This is a genomic window from Gordonia phosphorivorans (genome assembly GCF_042432625.1).
Classification (GTDB): Bacteria; Actinomycetota; Actinomycetes; order Mycobacteriales; family Mycobacteriaceae; genus Gordonia; species Gordonia phosphorivorans.
In genome coordinates, this window is sequence record NZ_JBHLWV010000016.1 from 391279 (window position 1) to 408694 (window position 17416).

Here is a 17416-nt window from a genome sequence, read left to right on the forward strand (position 1 = left end):
AAGGGCACAATAGTTCTATGATCATTTTCGGGTTGCCGCTCAACACCGGCGACGGCTCCGATCGCATGATCGGCCCGCACTTCTTCCGTCGACGAGGACCCTCGCCCAGACTTCGCAAGCCCGCAGCATGTCCACTGGCGGTCGATGGGATGATGGAACCGGCAATACGGGCACCGGTCACCATCGCGTGGCCGACGACGAAGGAGCAGCCATGTACCTGGCCACCATCCGCCTCGGGAACACCACCCGCGCCGTCAAGCGCATCGAGAAGGACGGCCAGTCGCAGCTGGTCGACCTCGGTTACGCCGATGTGCGGGCACTCCTCGACGACCCCGACGGCCTCGCCAAGGCCGCTGCCGTCACCGACGGCACCGCCTATGCGACCGACACCGCCGACTTCGCGCCGCCGATCCTGGATCCGGAAAAGGTGGTCTGCGTGGCGCACAACTACGGCGAGCACTTCAAGTTCCTCGGCCTCAGCGTGCCCGAACACCCTCGCCTGTCCACCAAGTTCTCCAGCAGCCTGATCGGGCCGAACGATCCCATCGTCACGCCGGCCGATGCGCACGCCCTGGACGCCGCCGTGGAACTGACCATCGTCATCGGCAAGTCCGTGCGCCACGCCGACGACGCTGAGGCGGCCGCGGCCATCGCCGGCTTCACGGTGATGAACGACGTCGCCGACCGCAGCGTGGCGTTCGAGACCGACGAGTGGGCGCTCGGCGACGTCTGGGACCGCTCCACCCCGATGGGTCCGTACGTGGTGACCCCGGACGAACTGCCCGGCGGACTCAAGCCGCAGGTGAACCTCTCCACCACCATCGACGACACCGAACGGCAGTCCGGTCACTCCACGGATCTGCATTTCGATCCCGTGCACGTGGTCCGCCGCGTCTCCCGATTCATGCAGCTCTCCCCCGGCGACGTCATCGCCACCGGCAGCCCGGTCACGCCCGGTCACCGGCACGGCGCCGACGGGCACTTGAAGGCCGGTCAGGTCGTCGTCGCCGCCATCGAGGGCATCGGCGAATGCCGCAACACGGTCGTCGCCTCATGACCGACCAGGTGACCTACGAGGTCCGCGACCGCGTCGCACACGTCCGTCTGAACCGGCCGGACAAGCTCAACGGCCTCACCTTGGACATGATCGACGAGCTGGCCCGCCTGGCAGATCGAGCCGCCAAGGACCGATCCCTGCGCGCCGTGGTGATCGCCGGCGAAGGGTCGTCGTTCAGTTCGGGTCTCGACTTCGCCTCGACGGCCGACCAGCGGAACCGCATCCTGCGAGCGCTGGTGCCCAAACGCCGCACGGCGGCCAACAACTTCCAGGCCGCGGGCTGGGCCTGGCGCTCGGTTCCGGTGCCGGTGATCGCGGTGGTCACCGGCCACTGCTACGGCGGCGGACTGCAGATCGCCCTGGGCGCGGACTTCCGACTCGCCGCCCCAGATGCCGACTTCTCGATCATGGAGGCCCGCTGGGGACTGATCCCCGACATGTCTCTGTCGGCGAGCATCGCCCAGCTCACCTCGATCGACATCGCCAAGCGCCTGACGATGACCGGCGAGACCTTTGACGCGGCTCGGGCCCTGGAGTGGGGACTGGTCAGCGGCGTGGCCGACGATCCGTTCGCCGCCGCCGACGAACTGATCGCCGCCGTCGCGCAGCGTTCGCCCGACGCGGTGGCCGCGTCCAAGGCCCTGTTCGAACAGACCTGGTACAACGGCTCGCGTCTCTCGTTCCCGGTGGAGCAGGCCCTGCAGGTCCGGTTGCTGACCGGACGTAACCACGCCGCCGCCCGCAAGGCCGGGATGAGCAAGTCCGCTCCCGAATTCACCGACCGCCAGTTCTGAGTCCGCCATGCGCAACCGCAGGATCTTCTCCGCCGACGCCACTTCGGCGTTAGACGGAATGTTCCCGGCCACCTCGTGGCGGAACCGCGTCGACGACGACCCGGTCGGCGCGCTCTGGCGCGGGGCGCAGATCTTTCGGCTGCTGGGCTTCCTGTACGCGCTCGGTTTCAACATCACGATCAACGACGAGTTGAGCCGACCCGCCGTCGCGTGGGTTCTCTTCACCCTGCTCACCGGCACCAACCTGCTCCTCGCCGCCGGCTACCTGCTGGGTCCCGGCCGCCGCTGGTGGTGCATCGGCGCCGAGTTCGCCGTCTTCATCGCGGCGATGCTGTCGACCTTCCTGGTGGCCGACGCCGACTGGATCGCGAACAACCAGACGTGGCCGACCACACTGTGGTGTGCCAGCGCCCTGCTGTCGGCCGCCGTCCTCGGCGGCACCTGGGCAGGCGCGGCAGCCGGGGTGTTGATCGGCGCGGTCAACTTCGTGGTCAAGGGCGAAGTCTTCATGAACCTCGGCAACCCCACGTTCCTGCTGCTGGTGGTCGCGGGCATGGCGCTGGGCCTGGCCGCTTCCCGGGCCCGCATCAACCATGCGCAGCTGTCCGTGGCGATGCGCGTGGCCACCCAGGCTCAGGAACGCGATCGGCTGGCCCGCCACGTGCACGACGGCGTCCTGCAGACGCTGGCCCTCATCTCACGACGCGGCCAGGAGATCGGCGGACCGACCGCCGAACTGGCCGAACTCGCCGCCACCCAGGAAAGACAACTGCGCCGGCTCATCGCCGAGACCCCCGCCGAGCCTGCCGTTCCGCCCTCCGGTTCCCTCGATCTGGGGCCCGCCCTGCGGGCCCTCGCCGCCGACTCGGTGTCGGTGAGCACCCCCGCCGATCCCGTGGTGGTCGGCGCCCTCACCGGCGAGGAACTGTTGGCCGCGGTGCACAACATCCTCGACAACACGCGCTTCCACGCCGGCCCGGACGCACGCAGCTTCGTGCTGTTGGAGGACCTGGACGACGAAGTGGTGGTGAGCGTGCGAGACGACGGCTGCGGCATCGCTCCGGGTCGGCTCGAGGAAGCCGCGGCGCAGGGACGCATGGGCATCACCCAAGCCATCATCGGTCGGGTGGAATCGCTCGGCGGCTCGGTTTCACTGAAATCTGCGCCCGGCGCAGGCACAGAATGGGAGTTGACGGCCCCGGCCGACGGCCCCGGACCCACGGCATAGGAAGGGCACCGCAACATGACCGACGACACCGCTCCGGTCCGCGTCATGGTGGTCGACGACCACCCCATGTGGCGCGACGGCGTCAGCCGCGACCTCACCGACGAAGGCTTCGACGTGGTCGCCACCGCGGATTCCGTCGCACGCGCCGTCGAGGTCGCACGCGCCGTGACCCCCGACGTGATCCTCATGGACATGCACCTGCCCGACGGGACCGGCACGCAGGCCACCGCCGGGACGCTCGCGGTGTCCCCGAACTCCCGGATTCTGGTGCTCTCCGCCTCCGAGGAACGGGACGACGTCCTCGACGCGGTGAAGGCCGGTGCCACCGGCTACCTGGTCAAGAGCGCCCGCCGTACCGAGCTGGTGGCCGCGGTGCAGGCCACCGCGGCCGGTCAGACCGTTTTCACGCCCGGGCTGGCCGGCCTGGTCCTGGGCGAGTATCGGCGTCTGGCGAAGGAGCCGACCACCGAGGCCCCGGCGCTCACCGACCGCGAGACCGAGGTGCTGCGCTGGGTGGCCAAGGGCCTGAGCTCCAAGCAGATCGCCGAGCGGCTGCATCTGAGTCCGCGCACCGTGGAGAACCACGTCGGTGCCGCGCTGCGCAAACTCCAGCTCGGGAACCGGGTCGAACTGGCCCGTTACGCGATGGAGAACGGCCTCTCCTGACGCTCGAGGGCGCCATTCGCGCAGATCGGGGCGCTTACACCTAGGGCATCTAGGTAGTTGTGCGCATGCCCGCGCAGCCGTCGGCCAGCACACTGGAGGCATGAGCGCAGCACCGGACCCGGTGGCCGCCGTCGCACAGATCAACGACGAGCTGGCCGATCTCGCAGCGCGCCTCACCCGGGTCTCCGCGCAGGTCGCCGACCTGGCCGATGCGCTCCCTCAGTCTTCTCTCGACACCGCGGCTCCGGTCGCCTCCGTTCCCCTCTCGCCGCCCGCTGCCGCCCAGCCCGCGCCGGTTCGTCCGGTCCCGCCGAAGAACCGTATCGCCACCGCCCCGTCGGCCGGAATCCCGCAGTTGCAGTACGCCACGGGCGCCGCGCACGCGGCTCCTCCCGTCTTCACCCCGCCGCCGTTCCGACCGGTTCCGGCTCCCGCCCCCGCACCCAGCCGCCTCACCGCGGCCAGCGCCGGTGGACAGCTCGGCAAGGTCCTCGCGTTCGCCGGCGTGGCCATCACCCTGATCGGCGTGGTGTTGCTGCTGGTGCTGGCCGCGCAGGCCGGTCTGCTGGCCGCCGAGGTTCGCGTCGCCGGCGGCACCCTCCTGGCGGCCGCCCTCGTCGGCGCCGGCGTACTGGTCGGCCGTTCCCCGGCCAAACGCTCCGCGGCCGCGGCCCTGGTGGCCACCGGTATCGCGGCGGCGCTGTTCTGCGTCCTGGCCGCGACGAATCTCTACCACTGGCTCCCGACCATCGCCGCGCTCGTGTTGGCCGGGGCGATCGCCGCGGTCGGCTTCCTGTTGGCGGCCCGGTGGGACAGCCAGCCGCTCGGCCTCGCCGTCGGCACCGGCCTGGCGCTGCTCGCCCCGTTCCTGTCGCAGGGCGCGGACCTGACGCTGCTGGTGTTCCTCCTGGTGTACGCGGCTGCCGCGCTGGCCGTCCAGATCGGCCGCGACTGGACCGCGCTGTTCGCGGTCAACACCGTCGCCACCGTCGTACCTCTCCTGCTGCTGCTCAGCCGTGGCATCGAACTGCCCACCGCGCAATTCGTGATCGGTGCGGCGGTCACCTTCGCATTGGCCGCCGGTTCGGCCGTCATCCTGCTGCGCAGCACCGGAGCGCCGGTCGCGGTGGCACTGATCAGTCTGCTGCCGCTCTTCCCGATTCTCGGCGGCGACCTCGTCCTCGATCGGGCCCCGGCCGCTCTGCTGCTGGTCGGGATCTCCGCCGCGCTGCTGGTCCTGACGCTGGCCGGTGCCGCTCCGATCCGCACCACCGTCGGCGCCCGCACGGTCTGGTTGACCGGCGCCGCCGTCGCCGCCCTCGGAGCCGCGGCGGTCTTCGGCGGCGCCGACTGGCTGCCGCTCGGTCTCCTCGGCGGGGCGCTCGCACTCGGTCTGGTCTCGTGCTTCGGGTCCGACCTCGTCGCGTCGTACCGCGTACTCGGCACGGTGGCCCTCTGCGCCGGGCTGCTGTCGATCTTCCCTCGCGCGGTCATGGCACTGACCGACGCCGACTGGCTCGACGCACCGCACCGGACCCTCGTCTTCACCGCGTCACTGCTCGCGCTGGCCGCGGTGACCACGCTGGGCTGGTCCTGGTTCCATCAGGCCAGCGGTTCGGCGGCCACCACGATCGCCTGCGTCGGCGGCCTGATCGCGCTGGCCCTGATCAACGTCGTCTGCGTCGCCTCGGCCGCGCTGGTGACCGGCGGCAGCGACGCCGGCTTCCGCAGCGGCCACCTGAGCGCCACGGTCATCTTCGCCGTCGCCGGCGGTGCCGGGCTGATGTGGGCACGCCGCCTGCGCGGCACCAACCGCGCCCTGGCGATGACCTCCGGACTGCTGGTGCTCGCCACCGCGGTGGGCAAGCTGTTCCTGTTCGACCTGTCGGCACTCGACGGTATCTTCCGGGTGCTTGCCTTCATCGTCGTCGGACTGGTCCTGCTGGGTCTGGGCGTGGCCTACGCCCAGAGCCTCGAGGACGAGGCCGCCGACTCCCGACCTTCCTCCTACGAGGATCCCCCGACCGGACCCATTCCGGTCGTCCACATACCGGTTTCGGTGACACCGCAAAAACACCGCTGAGGGGTCGTTGATGGCCGGTTCTCCCTTCCGGGGGAACCGGCCATCACGTGATGCTGCTACCAGTCCGTTTCGTCGTAGACCACCATGCCGCGAATGTTGTTGCCCTCGAGCATGTCGTCGTAGGCCCGGTTGATGTCTTCGAGCTTGTAGGTCTGCGTCACCAGGTCGGCGAGATTCAGCTGTCCGGCGCGATACTCGTTGAGCAGCTTGGGCACCTGGGTACGCGGCCCGGCCCCGCCGAAGATCGCGCCCTGCACCCGCTTCTGCAGCAGGGTCAGCTCGAACAGGTTCAACTTCACATCCATCGCGGCGTAGTCGCCCATGCCGACCACGACCACCTGACCGCCCTTGCCGGCCATCGCCATCGCCGGCGCGATGTATTCGCCCTTGATCTCCCCGACGGTGAGAACCACCGTGTCGGCCATCGTGCCCCAGGTGAGCTCGCCGACCACCGGGGTCGCGGCCTCCATCGACTCGAAGGTGTGGGTGGCCCCCAGCTTCTCGGCCATGTCCCGCTTGAACTTGACCGGATCCACGGCGATCACGTGGCGTGCACCCGCGGCCTTCGCACCCTGCACCGCATTGATACCCACACCGCCGATGCCGACGATCACCACCGTGTCACCGACCTTGGTTCCACCGATCTCGGTGGCCGAACCCCAACCGGTGGCGACGCCGCAGCCGAGCAGTGCGGCTTCGCGCAGCGGAATGTCCTCCTCGATCTTGACCAGGGAGGCCTGGTTCACGGTGATGTACGGCGAGAAGGTGCCCAGCAGGCACATCTGGGTCAGGCCCACGCCGTCGGCCGTCGTAACCCGATGGGTCTTGTCGGCGATCGACAGCCCGGTGAGCAAGCCCGCACCCTCGTCGCAGATGTTCTGCTGACCACGAGAACACGGCCCGCACACGCCACAGGCGGGGATGAAGGCGGTCACCACGTGGTCGCCCTCGGCGAAACGCGTCACACCGGGCCCCACCTTGACCACGATGCCCGCACCCTCGTGCCCGCCGACCACCGGGAACGGTGCCGGGCTCTGCCCCGTGCGCAGGTGGTGATCGGAGTGGCACAGTCCGGACGCCACCAGCTTGACCTGCACTTCGCCCGCCACCGGGTCGCCGAGTTCCACCTCCTCGATCGTCCACTCCTCGTTCACTCCGTGCAGGACTGCGGCCTTGGTCTTCATTCGCACTTCCTCATCGCTCAGTGTTGGTGGTTCGGGCGGGGGACACCGCCTGCCCTCGATGGTGTCCCGCGTCACAGAAAAGCGAGTGGTTTTCGTCGAACTGACGGTGTCCGAGATGTCCGAGCACGGCGTGTGGATGTGGGTCTTACGCGTCAAGGTGTCTACATTGGGAAGACGTGGCAGCGAAACACAGACGAGCACTGGCGACGGAACCCCCGACGCCGAACGAAGACGCGGCCACCGGCAACACTTCCGGGTACCGCCTCGACCTCGACGGACTGCGGGGTGTCGCCATCTTCCTGGTGGCGGTGTTCCACGTATGGTTCGGCCGGGTCTCCGGCGGTGTGGACGTCTTCCTGACCCTGTCCGGATACTTCTTCATCGCGTCGCTGCTCAAGCACGTCACCAATTCGACGTCGCCGGAGGTGAGCTGGAACCGGGCGATCAACCCGTGGCCGCGCCTCAAGCGACTGCTGCTGCGCCTGCTGCCCGCCCTGTTCATCCTCCTGGCGTTCGCCGCGGTGATGATCTGGTGGATCATGCCGACCACCCGCTGGGGTCCGCTGGGCGAAGAGATCGTCGCCTCGGCGCTGTACTACCAGAACTACCTGCTGGCCTTCTCGTCGCAGGACTACGGCGCGGCCGACTCCGCGGTCAGCCCCCTCCAGCACTTGTGGTCGATGTCGATGCAGGGCCAGTTCTTCCTACTCACCCTGCTCGTGGCCTTGGCCTTGGGCGGCCTGCTCAAGTTGGGCGCACGCCGCTGGGAGATCCTGCGTCGTCGCACCACCATCGCCTGGGTCGTCGGCCTGGCCCTGCTCGCGGTGGCCGTCGTGTCCTTCGCATGGGCCAACTACCGCCACGGCATCAACCAGCCGTTCAACTACTACGACACCGTCGCCCGCCTCTGGGAGCCGCTGGTCGGCGGCCTGCTGGCCATCTGGATGCCGCGCCTGCCGATGCCCCAGTGGCTGCGCACCCTCCTGACCGTGGTCGGTGTCGCACTGATCGCCACGTCGGGTATCTGGATCGCCGGCGTCGAGCAGTACCCCGGCGCGATGGCGTGGGTGCCCGTGGGCGCGACGGTGCTGCTGATCTGGGTGGGCTCGTCGCGAACCGCACGCCATCCGGTACCCGGCGCCGACCTCTCGCTCGGCGGCAAGGTGCTGGCCCACCCCTGGATCGTGTGGCTCGGTTCCATCGCCTACTCGCTGTACCTGTGGCACTGGCCCATCCTGATCTTCTATCTGACCTGGCGCTTCAAGGACCGGGTGTCGTTCCTCGAGGGCGCAGGCATCCTGCTGCTGTCGGTGCTGATCGCCTGGTTGTGCACCAAGTACATCGAGACGCCGCTGCGCGCCGGTCGCGGCAAGGGCTTCTCGGTGCAGTACCGCCGCATCCTCACGATCATCGTGGTGGCACTGACCGTCTTCGCCGGGAGCAGCGCCACCTACTGGCAGGCCCGGGCGGCCTCGATGCAGGTCGACACCAGCAACCTGGATCCGCGCCTCTACCCCGGCGCCCGCGCCTTCATGGACGCCGTTCCGGTGCCTGCGATCCCGCCGGTCCCGTCGCCGGAAGCGGCCGCCGAGGATTGGCCGCTGAGCCACGGGCCGCACTTCAGCAACTTCGGCGACCTGTCGATCAAGGTCGGCGTCTACGGCGATCCGACGGCCACCCGCACCATCGCCGTGGTCGGCGGCTCGCATTCGGAGCACTGGATGACCGCGATCGACGAACTCGGCAAGCGGCACGGTTTCCGCGTGACCACCTACATGAAGGCCGGTTGCGCACTGAGCACCGAAGCCGTCGTCGAATACCAGGGCCGCAAGCTCACCGAGTGCCAGGACTGGGTCGAGGACGTCATGAAACGGCTGGCCGTGGACAAGCCGGAGATCGTGTTCACCACGAGTACGCGACCGATCCCGGGCGCCGAGCCGGGCGACTACGTGCCGCAGGGCTACCTGGACATCTTCGAGCAGTTCCGCGAGCGCGGCCAGAAGGTGATCGCGGTCCGTGACACGCCGTGGGGCATGGATCCGCCGATGGAGCCGCCGGCCTGTATCGCCGACGGCCGTAGCCCCAATGTCTGCGGTGTCGCACGCGATCGCATGCTGTCGGAGGTGAGCCCCACCGAGCAGATCGCCGCCGAGTTCCCGAACATCACGTTCATCGACTACTCGAACGCGGTGTGCAACGACACGTACTGCCCGGCGGTGGTGGGCAACATCCTCGTCTGGCACGACCGACACCATCTGACCACGGCGTTCGTCCGCAGCCTGATCCCCTACCTGGAGAAGGACATCCAGCGCGCCACCGGCTGGTGGTGACCCCGGTCACCACCGGTCCGCGCAACACAGGTCGTTGCCAGGTTCGCCTGTTAGCGTGTCCGGCGAGCCAGCGCGCTCCTCTTGCTTATGACGACTACTGACGCCCGCACCAGCACCGCGCCGTCGCCCTCGGGGCCCTCGGCGACGGCGGCCTCGGCATCGCCGACGAGCACCGGGGCCGCTCCGGTGACCGCCAAGCGGCCGTACCTGTTCCAGATCGACCTGATCCGCGCCACCACCTTCGCGTTGGTCATCTTCATCCACACGTTGACCCAGACGACCGATGAGATGAACAACATCGGGACCAACGGCACCGCGCTGCTGTTCCACGCGACGCGCAACATCTTCTTCGCCCTCACCGGGTTCGTGTTGATGTACCAGTACCAGGGCCGCGACGACTTCCGCGCGGTCTCGTTCTGGCGACGGCGCATGAAGCTGGTGATCCTGCCGTACATCCTGTGGTCGGCGGTGTACTGGGTGGTCATCGGCATGTGGTCCTACGGCAGGCTCGGCGACGTCCCGACCAGCCTGAACGAGTTCTGGCTACACCTGCGCTGGGGCACCGCGGGCTTCCACCTGTACTTCCTGATCGTGATGCTGCAGGTGTACCTGCTGTTCCCGGCGATCCGATGGCTGGTGCAGAAGACCCGCGGCCACCACGGCGCGCTCCTGGCCGTCAGTTTCGCGCTGCAGGCCGCCGTGTTCGCGATCATCACCTACTGGACGCCGCCCGCGGAGTGGACGAGCTGGTGGTGGCATCACTACGCGACCTTCATCCCGTACCAGTTCTTCATCATCGCCGGCGCCGTGGCGGCCGCCCACCGGGAACGCTTCGACGAGTGGATCACCGGGAAGGGCGGCTGGCTGGGCCTGGCCCTCGTGGGCACCGGGGCCTTCGCCGTCGGGCTCTACCTGTACGACGCCTTCGTCGGCGGCACCGTGCACAGCAACGACAGCGCGTTCGCCGTGACCCTGCTGCCGTGGCTGGTGGTGGCGGCGCTGTCGATCTACGCCCTCGGCCGGCATTGGTCGGCGAACATCCGGCCCTACTCACCGCGCTTCGCCAAGGCCGTCGCCTACGCGTCCAATCGCAGCTTCCCGGTGTTCCTGGTGCACGTGCTGGTGCTGTTCTTCCTGCTGCGCGCCAAGACCGACGGCCAGCCGACGCTGGTGCACGCGCTGGGCCAGCCCTGGGGCACGCTGGTCACCTTCGTGTTGACCATCGGGATCTCCCTCGCCGTCGTGGAGGTGCTGCGACGCCTGCCCGGTTCGATCTACCTGACCGGCCGGCCGCGTCTGCCCTTCCGCTGGCAGATCTGACACGCTCCGCACGGCATTCGACCCGCTCGCGTGTCTCGTTGACACCTCGACAATCGCCCGATCGACGGACAGCAACTATTGCAGCAGAAAGTTCCTTCTACCAGCACCTATCGTTCAGCCGACTCCGGCGGCGTTGAGCAGGGCACGCGGACGCGACAGCAGCGCTTCTCGTAAGTAGTTGCGCGCCAACGAAAGTCGGGTGCACCCCGCACACGGCGCGATCACGCCGGTCACGTCGATCCCCTCGGCCCGACACAGTGCGACCGCGCGGCCGACGTGGAACCCCTGAGTCACGATCAACGCCCGGCGAATCCCGAACTCTTCCGCCGAACGACGGCAGGTGGCCGCGGTGTTCATCCCGATCGGATCATCGACGATCACCTCCGCGGGCACGCCCGCGGCCTCGAGATAGGCACGCATGGTGCGCACTTCCCGGCCGGCGTCGTCACTGTCGTTGCCGGAGTTGAGGATTCGCTCCACGCGCCCGGTGCGATACAGCTCGACGGCCACGTCAAGCCGGTTGCGCAGGTAGGTGCCGGGTACACCGTCGGCGGCCTTAGCGCCGAGCACGATCAGCGTAGTGGGCGCCTGCGCGGGCAGCCGGCCCGGTTCCACTACCCGTCCGCGCGCCGCCCACAGGGTCCACGCCGAGGTCACCACCACGATCAGCGATACGAGGGCCACACCCCACCACGCCACCGACCGCTTCCGCACACGCTTCACGGTAGCCCCGGACAGACCTCGGCCCGCTCGCACGGGGCGAGCGGGCCGAGAGTCCTGCGGAGAAACCTACTTACAGCGCCGGTTCGAGGTCGAGGCCGGCACCCCCGCCCTGATCGGAGTCGACCGGGCTGGGGCCGTCACTCGAAGAACTCTGGCTCACGTCACCGGCCGGGCTCGGCGCGGCCGACGCTTCCGGAACGACGACCGGCGCCGGGTCGCCGGCCGACCCGGAGTCGTCGCTCAACTGGATGTCATCGGTGTTCGCGTCGCCGCCCGCACCGGCCTCGCCACCACCGATCCCGTAACCCGACACGCTCTGCACGTCGCCCGGGTCCAGGTCCAGATCCCGCAAGCCCAGCACCGGGGAGCCGGCCGAGTTCTGATCGAGGAGGTTGCCGATGAAGTCCGGCAGATCCGACTCGACCTTGGGCGTGCCGCCGTCGAAGGAGATGCGCACGAGGTCACTGCCGAACTTCGGAACAAACTTGCCCACCAGCAGGTCGGCGGCTCCCTCCGCCCGTGCCGGCAATCGAGGCGTGCCCCGGAATGATGACATTTCCGCCGATGAGGACAAGGTTGAGCTCCAGGCCTGCCGTCGCCAACGCACCGTTGAAAGTTCCCAGGGAGATCCCCAGGTTCGGCATGACGAGGCCGAGCAGCGCATCGCCCACCGTGGCAATGAGCGCGGGGTCGGCCTTCTGGCAATCCGCGCTGGCCGGAAGCAGCCAAGCCCCATCGACCCCACCGGGGGTACACGTCGCCACACCCGGCACCACGGTGGCGTTCGACTGCGCGGGGACCAGCCCGCCGGCGAGCAGGGTCGCGGAGGCGCCCACGGCGACCAGCGCGGCGGCTTTCTTTCGACGACGATTCTTACGATTCAACGAAGTGGCCATGTGTTCTCGGTCCTTCAGAGTCAGCGGGGTCCCCGTCCCAATCGCAAACATTAGCTTGCAATCGCAATAAACGGGCATCTACCGCGTTCCTCCGGAAAGCGCTCACCGCCGCCGACAGAACCGGCCCCACTGTCGGGCCCGACCCAACTCCACCCCCGATATGGCACCTGACACACTGAAGGGGATTCAGTGAGCCGGTCTGTACTCGCCAGTACGACCAAACGGAGGGGAGGCGTTCTGTGCAGTACATGCCGGTGACGCAATCAATGTTTCTCATCGCGGAGACCCGCGACCAGCCGATGCACGTCGGCGGTCTGCAGTTGTTCATTCCGCGCGCCGGTCAGACCTCCGAGGAGCTGGCCGAAGAGATCCATGAGAAGTTCATCGCGGCCACCGATATTCAGGACACCTTCCTCAAGCGCCCGGCGAGCCCGGCAAACCTCGCCGGCTACACGGCCTGGCAGCACGCTCACGACATCGACTTCGACTACCACGTGCGGCGGATCATCCTGCCGCGCCCGGGCGAGATCAAGAATCTGCTGCGCTACGTCTCGCTCAACCACGGTGCCCTGCTCGATCGGTCACGCCCGATGTGGGAGGTCCACATCATCGAGGGGCTGGCCGACGGCCGCGTCGCTCTCTACAACAAGATCCACCACTCCCTCGCCGACGGCGTGACCGCGCTGCGCATGTTGCAGCGCACCCTGACCACCGACCCCGACGACCGCACCGGCACCGCGTTCTGGGACAACCAGCTGGTGCGCCGCCCACGCAAGGAGCGCCGCGCCGCCGCGCCCAAGCCGGGCCTGCTCTCCCGAGTCACCGGCGCGGTGGGCTCGGCGCTGGAAATGGCCGACGAACTGGTCGGCGTGGTGCCCGCTGCCGCGAAGGTGGCCGCCACCGGCGTGCTGAACCACGATTTCGTCGCCCCCATGCAGATGGCGCCGGACACCCTGCTGAATGTGCCGATCGGTTCGGCGCGACGCTTCGCCGCACAGGACTGGCCCACCGAACGACTGCGCGCGGTGGCCCGCCACCACGGCATCACGTTCAACGACGTCGTGCTCGCGATGTGCTCCGGCGCGTTGCGGCGCTACCTCGAGGACAACGAAGCACTCCCCGACGAGTCCCTCCACGTCTGCCAGCCGGTGTCGCTGCACACCGACGGCGACGAGGCCAGCAACGCCATCACCGCGATCCTGGCCCGAATGGCCACCGACGTCGCCGATCCCGCCGAGCGTCTGCGCGAGATCGTCGCGTCCACCTCCACGGCCAAGGACGTGGTACGCGGGCTGAAGCCGCTGCAGTCGCTCGCACTGGGCGCCGCCAACGTGTGGCCGCTGGCGTTCGCTCCGGTACCGGGTTTTGTGAACTTCACTCCGCGGGGCTTCAACCTGATGGTCTCCACCGTCCCCGGCCCCGACGAGGCCCTGTACTGGAACGGCGCCAAGCTCGACGGCTGCTACCCCGTCTCCATCCCGATGGAGGGCCTGGCCATGAACATCACCATGACCACCGTCGCGGGGAAGGCCAACTTCGGCATCATCGGCGCCCGCGCCCAGTTGCCTCGCCTGCAGCGGATCCTCGACCACCTCGAGACGGCACTCACCGAGCTCGAAGAGATCCCGTCGATCAAGCCGGACGCCTGATTTCAACTGGCCCGGCTTATTACTCGCTGGTAACATCGCCCGTACCCTCGTCCCACCTGCCGAGTTAGGTAGACCTTGGCAGCGCCGAACCGGGTGCAACCTTTACGGTTAGCCCAAGAAGGTTAGCCAACGAATAACAGTCCGGCTCCGTCGCTGCTGCCCGCATCGCGGAACCGGTCACAGTACGACCTCAAGAAAGGCCGGTACTCCAGTGACGACCACAACGGTTGTGATCGGGTCCATCGCCGTCGCTATCAGTCTCGTCTGCTGGGCGCTCTTCATCAGCGGCGCTGGACGGATCATTCGCACGATCGCGCAGGGCGAAAAGGTAGAGAAGACCCGCTTCGCGAGCCCGATCGCCCGACTGTGGACCATGCTCGTCGAGTTCGTCGCACACACGCGCATGGCCAAGTTCCGCACCGTCGGCTGGGCCCACTGGCTGGTGATGTTCGGCTTCCTGATCGGCGCGATCTTCTGGTTCGAAGCCTACGGACAGATCTTCAACCCGGCCTTCCACTGGCCCGTCATCGGCAGCTGGAACGTCTACATCTTCGCGGACGAGATCCTCGGCCTCGGCACCGTCATCGGCATCACGACGCTGATGATCATTCGCCAGCTCAACCACCCGCGTCTGCCCAAGCGTCTCTCGCGCTTCTCGGGCTCGGACTTCCGCGCCGCCTACTTCGTGGAGATCGTCGTCCTCATCGAGGGCCTCGGCATGATCTTCGTCAAGACCTTCAAGATCTCGTCCGGCCTGGAGAACCCGCCGGTCTGGACGTCGTTCTTCACCCACTACTTCGCCGAACTCTTCGACGGCTCCTCCACCTACTGGGTCACCGCCGCAGCCGTCGTGAAGCTGATGAGCGGCATGATCTGGCTCGCCGTGGTCGGTCTCAACGCCAACTGGGGCGTGGCCTGGCACCGCTTCTCCGCGTTCCCGAACATCCTGTTCAAGCGTGAGACCGACGGCGGCCCCGCGCTGGGCGCCATCAAGCCGATGATGTCGAACGGCAAGGTCCTGCACATGGACAACGCCGACCCGGACAATGATTCGTTCGGTGCCGGCAAGATCGAGGACTTCAGCTGGAAGGGCCTGCTCGACTTCACCACCTGCACCGAGTGCGGTCGTTGCCAGAGCCAGTGCCCGGCCTGGAACACCGGTAAGCCGCTGTCGCCCAAGCTGATGATGATGTCGCTGCGTGAGCAGGCGCTCGACGTGGCGCCCTACCTGATCGCCGGCGGCAAGAAGGACATGGGCGGCGAGGAGATCGGCCTGCTCGACGCCGACGGCAATCCCGACGAGGCCAAGCTCGCCAAGATCCCCGAGGCTGCGCGCGCCGCTGCCGACCGCAAGCTGGTCGGCGAGTCCGAAGGCCTCACCGGCGCCGTGATCGACGCCGAAGCCCTGTGGAGCTGCACCACCTGTGGCGCCTGCGTGGAGCAGTGCCCGGTGGACATCGAGCACATCGACCACTTCGTCGACATGCGCCGCTACCAGGTCCTCATCGAGTCGGACTTCCCGACCGAACTGGCCGGCCTGTTCAAGAACCTGGAGAACAAGGGCAATCCGTGGGGCCAGAACCAGGCCCAGCGCACCGCCTGGATCGACGAACTGGACTTCCACGTTCCCGTGTACGGCCAGGACGTCGAGTCGTTCGAAGGCTACGAGTACCTCTTCTGGGTCGGCTGCGCCGGCGCCTACGAGGACCGCGCCAAGAAGACCACCAAGGCCGTCGCCGAACTGCTGAACATCGCCGCCGTCGACTTCATGGTCCTCGGCCAGGGCGAGACCTGCACCGGCGACTCGGCTCGCCGCGCGGGCAACGAGTTCCTGTTCCAGATGCTGGCGCAGCAGAACATCGAGACCTTCAACGAGCTGTTCGGCACCGCGCCGGCTCAGCGCCGGAAGATCGTCGTGACCTGCGCGCACTGCTTCAACACCATCTACAACGAGTACCCGCAGGTCGCCGAGCTCGGTGACGGGCAGGCGAGCGCCGGCCAGTACGAGGTGGTCCACCACACCCAGCTGCTCAACCGCCTGGTGCGGGAGAAGCGCCTGGTTCCGGTGGCGCCCGTCGGCGGCCGCGAAGTGACCTACCACGACCCGTGCTACCTAGGCCGCCACAACACCATCTACGACGCCCCGCGCGAACTGATGGAGGCCTCCGGCTCGACCCTCACCGAGATGCCGCGCCACGGCTCGCGCTCGATGTGCTGTGGTGCCGGCGGCGCCCGGATGTGGATGGAAGAGCAGATCGGCAAGCGCATCAACGTCGACCGCGTCGACGAAGCGCTCGACACGCTGGCCGCCACGCCGACCAAGGACGACACCAAGCTGATCGCCACGGGCTGCCCGTTCTGCCGCGTCATGCTGACCGACGGTGTCGACGCCCAGACCGCGGGCACCGAGCAGGAAGACAAGATCGAGGTGGTCGACGTCGCCCAGATGATTCTGGAAGGCGTCAAGCGCGGCCAGCTCGACGACATCACCCGCGGCACGGCGTTCCACGGCCCGAAGCATGTGGCCAAGCCCGAGCCTGAGCCCGAACCGGTGAAGGCCGCGGCCCCGGCCGCAGCGGTCGCCGCACCGGCGGCGGTTCCGGCTTCCGGCGGCGGCGCGCCCAAGCCCGCGGCCGGTGGCCTGGCACCGAAGGGCGGTCTGAAGAAGCCTGGCGGTTTGAAGAAGCCCGGCGGCGCCGCTGCCCCCGCAGCCGCAGCTCCGGCAGCCGAGACCGCAGCTCCGGCCGAAGGCGGCCTGGCGGTCAAGGGCGGCTTGAAGAAGCCCGGCGGCCTCAAGAAGCCGGGTGGAATCAAGAAGCCCGGCGCCGCCGCAGCACCGGCCGCAGCAGCACCCGCGGCACCGGCTGCGTCGACCGCCGAGACGGCCGAGTCGGGTGTGACCACCACCGCGTCGACCGAGGGCAAGGCCAAGGGCTTCGGCATGGCCGGCGGGCTCAAGAAGCCGGGTATCAAGAAGCCGGGCGCACCGAAGCCTGCTGCCGCAGCTCCCGCGCCGGAAGCCGAGGCGCCCGCTGCCGAGGCCGCGGTCGCGGAAACCCCGGCAACGGAGGCCCCCGCTGCGGCGTCGGCCGAGGCGGTCACCACCGCGGCCACGCAGGGCGCAGCCAAGGGCTTCGGCATGGCCGGTGGCCTGAAGAAGCCGGGCATCAAGAAGCCGGGCGCACCGAAGGCTCCGGCCGCGGCGACACCGGCAGCGGAAGCTCCGGTCGAAGAAGCCCCGGTCGCAGAGACCCCGGTCGCGGAAACCCCGGTCGCAGCAACGCCGGCTCCGGCGGCACCTGCGTCCGCCGCTCCCGAGGCTGCCACCACCGAAGGCACCGCGGGCAAGGCCAAGGGCTTCGGAATGGCCGCGGGCAAGAAGCGCCCCGGCAAGTAGGAGACAACCGCAGGCGGTCCCGCATTCACCTCGAGTGCGGGACCGTTTGCATCTCTCCGATGGCTACGGTGGTCGCCACCCCGGCTGCC

General features: G+C 68.4%; 13 protein-coding genes. 9 read left to right on the forward strand and 4 right to left on the reverse strand.

Annotation, left to right across the window (positions count from 1 at the left end; all coding sequences use genetic code 11):
• The first annotated feature begins 187 nt into the window (after nt 1-187).
• The 5 genes from ACFFJD_RS07940 to ACFFJD_RS07960 all read left to right on the forward strand — a co-directional run bounded on the left by ACFFJD_RS07940 (nt 188) and on the right by ACFFJD_RS07960 (nt 5828).
• Nucleotides 188-1057: a fumarylacetoacetate hydrolase family protein gene (locus ACFFJD_RS07940; protein WP_382362848.1), complete on the forward strand. Its 870-nt coding sequence runs from the start codon at nt 188-190 to the stop codon at nt 1055-1057.
• Nucleotides 1054-1851 (forward strand): crotonase/enoyl-CoA hydratase family protein, encoded by a 798-nt coding sequence (locus ACFFJD_RS07945; RefSeq protein ID WP_382362850.1) that lies wholly within the window; start codon nt 1054-1056, stop codon nt 1849-1851. The genes ACFFJD_RS07940 and ACFFJD_RS07945 overlap by 4 nt, the downstream gene beginning before the upstream one ends.
• Before the next feature lie 7 nt (nt 1852-1858).
• Nucleotides 1859-3079 carry a MacS family sensor histidine kinase gene (macS, locus tag ACFFJD_RS07950; RefSeq protein ID WP_382362851.1) on the forward strand — a complete coding sequence of 407 codons (1221 nt, stop codon included), beginning with the start codon at nt 1859-1861 and terminating at the stop codon, nt 3077-3079.
• Between the two features lie 15 nt (nt 3080-3094).
• The gene (locus tag ACFFJD_RS07955) at nt 3095-3745 is read left to right on the forward strand and encodes a response regulator (RefSeq protein WP_382362853.1); all 651 of its coding nucleotides are present in this window, start codon (nt 3095-3097) and stop codon (nt 3743-3745) included.
• A 100-nt stretch (nt 3746-3845) separates the two neighbouring features.
• Nucleotides 3846-5828 (forward strand): DUF2339 domain-containing protein, encoded by a 1983-nt coding sequence (locus ACFFJD_RS07960; protein WP_382362855.1) that lies wholly within the window; start codon nt 3846-3848, stop codon nt 5826-5828.
• A 56-nt stretch (nt 5829-5884) separates the two neighbouring features.
• On the opposite strand, the gene ACFFJD_RS07965 is transcribed toward ACFFJD_RS07960, so the two are convergent.
• Complete coding sequence (locus tag ACFFJD_RS07965) at nt 5885-7012, reverse strand: NDMA-dependent alcohol dehydrogenase (protein WP_382362857.1); 1128 nt, start codon at nt 7010-7012, stop codon at nt 5885-5887.
• A gap of 176 nt (nt 7013-7188) precedes the next feature.
• Here ACFFJD_RS07965 and ACFFJD_RS07970 point away from each other — a divergent pair, with 176 nt between their 5' ends.
• Nucleotides 7189-9342: an acyltransferase family protein gene (locus ACFFJD_RS07970; RefSeq protein WP_382362859.1), complete on the forward strand. Its 2154-nt coding sequence runs from the start codon at nt 7189-7191 to the stop codon at nt 9340-9342.
• 87 nt (nt 9343-9429) lie between these two features.
• Nucleotides 9430-10662, forward strand: a complete 1233-nt coding sequence (locus ACFFJD_RS07975) for an acyltransferase (RefSeq protein ID WP_382362861.1) — start codon at nt 9430-9432, stop codon at nt 10660-10662.
• A gap of 114 nt (nt 10663-10776) precedes the next feature.
• Here the strand turns inward: ACFFJD_RS07975 and ACFFJD_RS07980 are convergent, their stop codons facing one another.
• From ACFFJD_RS07980 to ACFFJD_RS07990, 3 genes are all read right to left on the reverse strand, one after another.
• Nucleotides 10777-11376, reverse strand: coding sequence for a SanA/YdcF family protein (locus tag ACFFJD_RS07980; RefSeq protein WP_382362863.1), 600 nt, complete (start codon nt 11374-11376; stop codon nt 10777-10779).
• A gap of 79 nt (nt 11377-11455) precedes the next feature.
• Nucleotides 11456-11878 (reverse strand): hypothetical protein, encoded by a 423-nt coding sequence (locus ACFFJD_RS07985; RefSeq protein WP_382362865.1) that lies wholly within the window; start codon nt 11876-11878, stop codon nt 11456-11458.
• Nucleotides 11847-12281 (reverse strand): hypothetical protein, encoded by a 435-nt coding sequence (locus ACFFJD_RS07990; RefSeq protein ID WP_382362867.1) that lies wholly within the window; start codon nt 12279-12281, stop codon nt 11847-11849. Before ACFFJD_RS07990 ends, ACFFJD_RS07985 begins: the two co-directional genes overlap by 32 nt.
• A 248-nt stretch (nt 12282-12529) precedes the next feature.
• Here ACFFJD_RS07990 and ACFFJD_RS07995 point away from each other — a divergent pair, with 248 nt between their 5' ends.
• Entirely contained in the window at nt 12530-13930 is a 1401-nt protein-coding gene (locus ACFFJD_RS07995) for a WS/DGAT/MGAT family O-acyltransferase (protein ID WP_382362985.1), read from the forward strand.
• A 211-nt stretch (nt 13931-14141) separates the two neighbouring features.
• Nucleotides 14142-17327 (forward strand): (Fe-S)-binding protein, encoded by a 3186-nt coding sequence (locus ACFFJD_RS08000; RefSeq protein ID WP_382362869.1) that lies wholly within the window; start codon nt 14142-14144, stop codon nt 17325-17327.
• The last annotated feature ends 89 nt before the right edge of the window (nt 17328-17416 follow it).